Source organism: Psittacicella gerlachiana (genome assembly GCF_003585965.1).
In the GTDB taxonomy this organism is placed as follows: Bacteria; Pseudomonadota; Gammaproteobacteria; order Enterobacterales; family Psittacicellaceae; genus Psittacicella; species Psittacicella gerlachiana.
This window is the reverse complement of record NZ_NRJF01000268.1, coordinates 1-7,269: the sequence shown is the minus strand read 5'-3', so window position 1 is coordinate 7,269 and position 7,269 is coordinate 1. Positions and strand designations below refer to the sequence as shown.

General features: G+C 30.1%; 4 protein-coding genes. All 4 read right to left on the bottom strand.

What is annotated here, in order from left to right:
- Window positions 1-1,663 (bottom strand): coiled-coil domain-containing protein (locus CKF59_RS07510; RefSeq protein WP_147397153.1); only part of this gene is annotated, 1,663 nt, incomplete at its 3' end.
- Window positions 1,664-1,718: 55 nt separating this feature from the next.
- A complete protein-coding gene (locus CKF59_RS07505) occupies window positions 1,719-4,406 on the bottom strand; it encodes a coiled-coil domain-containing protein (protein ID WP_119535288.1) in 2,688 nt (895 codons plus the stop codon).
- Window positions 4,407-4,570: 164 nt separating this feature from the next.
- Window positions 4,571-5,977: a hypothetical protein gene (locus tag CKF59_RS07500; RefSeq protein WP_119535287.1), complete on the bottom strand. Its 1,407-nt coding sequence runs from the start codon at window positions 5,975-5,977 to the stop codon at window positions 4,571-4,573.
- Between the two features lie 72 nt (window positions 5,978-6,049).
- Window positions 6,050-7,114, bottom strand: a complete 1,065-nt coding sequence (locus CKF59_RS07495; RefSeq protein ID WP_119535286.1) for a hypothetical protein — start codon at window positions 7,112-7,114, stop codon at window positions 6,050-6,052.
- Window positions 7,115-7,269: the final 155 nt, after the last annotated feature.

Here is a 7,269-nt window from a genome sequence, read left to right as displayed (position 1 = left end):
TTAACTTAGATTTTGGAGGCTCAGGAGCTTCTAATTTCGCTAACTCATCTGGAGATAAGAATAATTTTTTCACCGGAGTAATGAAATAGAAAGAAATACCTAAAACAAGTACCCCAATTAAAAAGAATAAAACACCAACTAAAGAAGTTACAGCTCCATTTCCTTTAGGCTTTAAAGCTTCTCTTAATTTTATATTAAGGGTATCTTTAGGTTCATTATTAGAAATAACCTTTTCTCTAATTAAAATATCTTGAACTTCTATAGCTTGTTTGTAAGTAGCCTTATTTGCTTGAAACTCAGCTTGTTCCTGTTTAAGTCTTGCTGATTCATTTTTTAAAGTACTTTCTTTGCTACTAAGATCTTTAGCTTTATTTTGTAAAGTTTCATAATAAGGTTTAAAGCTTACTAACAAACTTTTTACAGGGTCGTTAGCTTCAAAATCAACAAGATATTTTTCAGCTTCAGTATAATTTTTTTGCTCAAATGCTTGCTTAAGATTTTGTAATTGCGTACCTAAACCTAGAGAAATAACATTTAATTTCTCTTTTTCTTTTTCATTTATTTTAAGTTGAGCATTTAATTCCTGAGAAACTTCCTCTAATTCTTTCTTTAAATTATCTTTATCTGCTATCAAGTTACTTTTATCATTTGATAAGTTAGTAATTTGATTTTGAGCATTTACAAGATCATTGTTTAATTTAACTTTTTCAGCATTAAATTTTTCTTCAGTATTTTTTAATTCAGCTTGAGCTTGTTGCTGTAAGTTAACTAATTTAGCTTCATAATTTTGCCTAGTTTGTCCAAGTTCTTTACCTAAACTAAAAATATTTCGTTTAGTAAAGTTGAAAGATTTACTTAATAGCAATGTATTAAATGCGACAATATTTAATACTTTACCTCCAAAACTTGCAACAGCTTCCTGATCTAAAGCAAAGTATACTTCTCTAAACTGATAAAAGATATCTGAGTTTATTACAATTGCAATTACTCTGGCAATTGAATTTAAATCTTGACTAGCATCAATCACAAGAGGAGTATTTGCAGGATAATCAAATGGTAACTCTTTACCTAATTGCTGAACAAGTAATGGATCATTATTACGATTATTCTCAAAACGATGATCTAAATCTTGTAATTGGTTTTGGAATTGAACACTAGGTAACTCTGATTCAGTTAACGAAGCTTTATATCTATTATTTTCCTCATCAACTAATGTTTCACGAACATATCTATTTAAACCACTTAAAGTATTTAAAATCGGCTGAATAATTTGTTCATTTGTGAGCTTTACACCAGGTTTAGTTAAAACAAATGATCCCGTGTAGTTACCGGTTCTGTCTCCTTCTTTTTGGAATACAGGCTGGTAATAACCAAAGTAATAGCGTAAATCACCAAGTAAACTCACCCCTGCACTAGTTTCACCAACTTTAAAAGGTAAAACATTAATACTTACACGGACAATCCCTTTGCTTCTTGCTTTAGCAGGGTCAGCAAGAAGTTTAGTAATATTATTCCCTGACGGTAAGTCTATCTTAGAGTTAATTTCTAACTGAGAATGAGCTATCATTAGAGATCTTAACTCATCATCCATTTTATATTGGTGACCACTATCAGCACCGTTTAAACCCCAGTTAAAGTTCTTAAAAGTATTGTTTACTGACATAATTATTTTAGATAAAACTTGTGATAATGCTTACAAGTGTAAGGCCTATTTAAAATTATTTTAAATTTACTACTTTGTAAATAAATCTTAAAAGATATAAAGCACATAAACCACGATAAACCATAAAAGCAGATCTATCTGATTTTGTATTATTAACTTGCTCAATTAACTCAGAGCGTAATTCCCTTAAGCTTTTTATATTCTCATTTGATATATATTTATCGATTCCTAAACCTTTAAGTTTTTCACATAAAACATTGATATCTTGCCCGTTTTTACTTGCAGTAATAACTTCTTCTAATTGGCTATAGTTAAGTTGATCACGCTCGACAAATATTCCTAGATTAATTGAGTTTATATAAGAAGATAAATTACTATATAAAGCATAAACAAACAGCTGAAGATACTTATATCTCGCCTCTTTATCACTTCTAAAAGCTTCTAAATGCTCTTGTAATGTTAAAGCTTCAAGAATAAGAAAATCTCTCTCAAGATTGTTTAACACTACACTTAATTGTTCATACTTAGTAAAATTGCCAAACAAACTCTCTTGTAAGGTTTTCCCATTTAATTGATTACTAAAAATACAATTGTGTAATTTATCTAACGAATGTTTGACTTTTTGTAAGTATGACCAATCCAAACTATTTACAACAACCTTATACTTACTAAAATCTTGAGGTTTCGTTTCTACGTATGCCACTTCTGGATACAAATTGACAGGAATAGTCGATAATCCTGAAATTCTTTCTTCCTCGTAAGTAATACTAGATTTTGTACTTTGCTCTTCTTGAGTTTGCTCTTTATTAACAGTTTTACTTCTCTCTATTTCACGAGAATTACTAGCTCCTAGTAACTGTTCTCTAAGCTCATCTTCAATCTTGCGTAAACGCTTCAATTCTTTTTCTTTAGAGCTTAGCTCTTTTTCAAGAATTTCATTACTTGCTTTTAAGCTATTTACTTGTACTTGTAAATGTTCTTTTAACTTATTCGCATTAGCTAATTTATCTTCAAAATCATTAGCTTTATATTTTTCATCAGCATTAAATTCTTCTAATGATTTATTATGACTAGCTAACTTATTTTTCTCGATAACTAACTTTTCGTATTCTTTCTTAATTGCAAAAATTTCATTACGGAGAGATTTTTCTAAGGCTATTTGACGCTCTATCTTACTTTCTGACTCTTTAATAGTTTTAATTAAACTTTCTTTGCTTTGAGCAGAATTACCAATCTCACTCTTTAATCTATTAATCTCAGATTTAAGCTTGTCATTCTCAGATTCTTTTGCTTTGAGTAATTTGTTTTGATCATTAAGCAATCTATCTAAATTAACTTTATGTACAGTTCGTTCATCTGAGATTTTCTTCGCAAATTCACCTTTTACTCTTTCTAAAGTATTGTTAAATTCTCGTTGTAATGTAGCTTCACATTCCTTTCTAAAGGTTTTATACTTACTTTCAGTTTCAATAAGATTTTTATTTAATTGCTCATACTTTGGTTTAAGGGTATTTAACTCTTGAGTTCTTAGATCAAGCTCACGACGTAAATTATTACTAACTCTTTCCACTTCAAGCTTGGTTCTATTTTGGAACTCTACCACTAAAGAGTTAATTTTTGCTTCAAAATTAGCTTTGCTTTTATCAAACTCTTTACTTTTAGCTACAAGTTGTTGTTGTAAATTTTCTAATTCACCTTTTTTTATTCTTAATTCTTTATCAAAAGCAGCTAAAAGATCTTTTTCTAACTTTTCTAAAGAAATTTTCTTATCCTTTTCTAAATTAGAAATTATTTTATTAGCTTCAACTATTTGTTCTTTACTTACTTTTAGATCTTTAATGTATTTTTCTAACGTAGATTCAAACTCTTCCTTTTGTTTCTCAAGGACGATCTTAAAGTTTTTCTCTTGTAAGGCTAATTCTTTAGTTGCGTGATCTCTTACTTTATTCACCTCATTTTTTACTAATTTCTCAGTATTAGTTTCTAAGAAATCTATAATAAATTGAAATAAGTTTCGATTTCCAAACTCTTTTTTCGCCCCACTTTTTAGATCGTTTTGACGAATCACTATATAGTTACTTTCGTCACTAACTATACTCTTAACTACCTCTTCATCTGCAGTTAATAAAACCGTACTAAATAAATTTAAAGCTCGAGATTCATGTAAAGCTATAGTTAATTCAGTAAGATTTCTACCAATATCTTCGATTTTCTTAAGCGGATCTAAAATAATAAGTAACTTTTTATCAATATTGCTTTGTATTGCAGAAGAATAAGAAATTCCAGCAAAATTTAAATTTGCATAAAGACCTGTTTCAATAAAATTTAAATTTAATTCATCTAGTTCTTGTGTATAACGATCTTCAACTACAATACCTTTTTCTAGTAAAGTATTGCTAATTTTGCTTAATCCTACAAAAATTCGATTTAGATCTTCAGGAACAAGAATTTGCTCACTAATAAAAAAGCTACCGAAAAAATTACCACTACGATTTCCATTTACCTGAAAGCAAGAAGTATATTGAGACATCCCAAAATAAACTTTATTATTTTCAGTAAAGCTTGTTAAAGCATAAATTGGAAACTCTTGTTGTTTATTTTTTGGATTAGGTAATAATTTATTTAAGAGTATTAAATCTAAATGATCAATTACACGCTTACTTATACGCTCAGGAAATAAAGAAGCACACTGAAAGCCATTTGGAGTCCCTAATACCCCTAAGTTAAAAGGAATAGATTTCATAGTTTCTCTAGGTTCTTACAACCAGTTTTTTAACCCATTTATTAGATTTATCTCGCTTTTATGAGAATAAATTTAACTAAAAATCAATAGATTAAATTGCAATATTATCTTTTTCTTAAAAATCAGGCAACTAGAGCTATGCCATAGTTGCCTTAAATATAGTATTATTCGCCACTTCCCCAGCGTTTTAATTTTTGCCAGAAACTTAAAGTTGGTTTTAAAGTTGTACCTGTTGCACTTTGGTATAACCAGTTAAACACTTTAGCAGCACTTTCATGTTCTTCTTGGAAGAAATCTCCTTCTTGCTTACCAGCAGAATAGAAAATACACGCATTAGTTTCTTCACTTTCGGAGAAGAAGTTCTTAGTAAATGTTGAAATAGCACGTCTTTCAATTACAGGATCTTCAGCAAATAAGCGTGAATCATAACCATATTCACTTTTTACTTTATCCGGAATTAAGTCAGATTTTGCAATTACTAATAACTTGTGATAAGTTTGACCAGTCATATTTTGACGAGTACAAATTTGATCAAAGAATGCTTGTAACACCCCAACTTGAGGAGCTTTAGCACTTGTATTACCACCAGAATCTTTAGTATGATCCCAAAGGAATAAGAAGTACTTATTCACATAAGAATCTAAAATTACACGAATTGAGTCTGGAATTTCCCCTCTATATTTATCGGCATATTTATCATCAATTGACTTATATGCTAGAGCAAAGTTCTCTCCAGAAGCATCAATAAATGTAACTTCCATTGATGGTTTTTTACGATCTTTAGGTTCAATCTCAATCGGTAACTCAAATAATTCAGAAGTCGCAGTACGACCAATCGAATTACGTTCGTTATATGGATTGTTAAATGATTCTAAGAAAAGGTTAAATTGTTTTTGAGCTTCAATTGAAGCTGTTGTAGATAATCTAACATTCGCTGGTAACTGCGACATCATGTAATTAATGATATTCGCAATTAAGAAAGTTTTTCCTGTATCAGGTGCACCGAATAAAATCACAAAGTGCTTATGATCTGCATCTTTATTTAATTCACTTAGACGCTTTAAGTACTCTGCACGAGTTAACGTCATTTTTGCAGTCTGACCTTCTTTACGTTTTGGACGTAAACTATCTGTTTCTTCTTCCTCATCAGTGTTCGATTGGAAACTACTAAAGCCACCAAATGATGAAGAACTTCCAGAGAAACTATCAAATTGACTATCAGTTGTATTTGAACTTGAACCCGAATTAGTAGCACTATTACCAAAATCATTACTGCTTGAACTAAAGCTACCAAATTCAGAACTTTCACTTACATTGTTACTTGAAAAAGTATTGCTTGTACCTGAAAAATCATTACTACCAAAATCGTTACTAGAAGTGGTTGAACCAAAATCGCTTCCAAAGCTATCACTTGAGAAACCATCTACACTAGAATTAGATTTGCTATCGTTAGAAGTAAATGAATTACTATCAAAATCACTACCAAAAGGATTAGAACTCTCAGAAGTAGAATTTGAGTTTTCATTAAATGATTTTTCAAAATCATCAAATAAATTCTTGTTACCTGACATAGGTTAAATTCCTTTGAAAACTAAAAAAAGAAGCTAAGAATTTATCTCGCTTAGCTTCTTTAAAAAACTAATCTAGTCGAGACTTGTACGACCTCTACGAGATCTAATTTGAGCTTGGTGATCTTCATCAGTTTGTGAATTTACATTACCTCTGAAGATAAAGATTAGATATAAAGCTGCAACCCAGTCAATTAAGAATGCCAGCACACTAAGTAAGATTGCAATAAATAAGTAATCATTAAAAGCACTAGCAAACGCATAGTTCATTTTTCCAATTTCTTCTGAAGCGAATACAGCTGGTTTTAAATTAAATAATTCTTCGTTATTAACATAAATATTTACGTCATTACGTAATTTATTATAAACATCAACTGATTGTTGGATTACGCCATAGCCTTCTTCTCTAATACGACTTTCTAAGCCACTTTGTAGTAAAGCATCAATTCTTTTAACCTGAGCGTCAGTTTCAACTTTTACACGGTTTGCTAAATTAATCGCATAACGGTAATTACCATCTTCTTTACGAGTATCAAGAATTTTTTGGATTTGATTTTTATACCCCTCTAAAGCAACTCTGTAATTACTTGTTGATAACTCAGTTAAAGGTTGTCCTAAAGTTTTACTAATTTCTTGAATCAATTGTTTCGCACGTTGACCAAAGCCTGGACGTTGTGGATCAAGCACTTGAGCTTCTAACTGTCCAACTAATTTTTTAACATTATTTTCTAACTCAACTTCAGGAGCAATAATGTGAGATACTGCGGTAATAGTTTGACTTTGCAGTTCATTTAATTCTACTTTGTGTAAAGTTAACTCTTGGCGGAAAATTGTAGATTTATTAAACTGAGTGTAGAATGCATTAAAGTTACCAGCATAAGTAATTAAGCTGAAAATAAAGAATATAAACACCACTCCAAATAATGATTGACCGCGAATAATACGTCTACCAATATCAAGAGTTAAGAGATAAAGTAAAGCTGTAACCGCAGCTGAAAGGATGTAAGCAATTACAGTACCTACAACAGAAGCATAACCAATTGCAGTTTCAACAAAACTAATACCTAAGAACAAGAAAAGAATAATATGAATCCAACCAGGAACACGCTGTGGACGTTTGTATTTATCTTTAATAGCCATAATTCTGAATAAATATTTATAATTGAAAAAAGATAACTTAACGTAAAACAACAATTCCTTTACTTAAAGCTCAGCCCAGTAATTTATTTGTTGTTTACTCTTAAGCTACCAAAGTTTAATTGAGAGTAAACAAATAAAGCTTAACTATATATTAT

Coding starts and splice junctions, on each gene's coding strand:
- CKF59_RS07505 (WP_119535288.1), bottom strand. CDS start 4,406: ATGAAATCTATTCCTTTTAACTTAGGGGTATTAGGGACTCCAAATGGC.
- CKF59_RS07500 (WP_119535287.1), bottom strand. CDS start 5,977: ATGTCAGGTAACAAGAATTTATTTGATGATTTTGAAAAATCATTTAAT.
- CKF59_RS07495 (WP_119535286.1), bottom strand. CDS start 7,114: ATGGCTATTAAAGATAAATACAAACGTCCACAGCGTGTTCCTGGTTGG.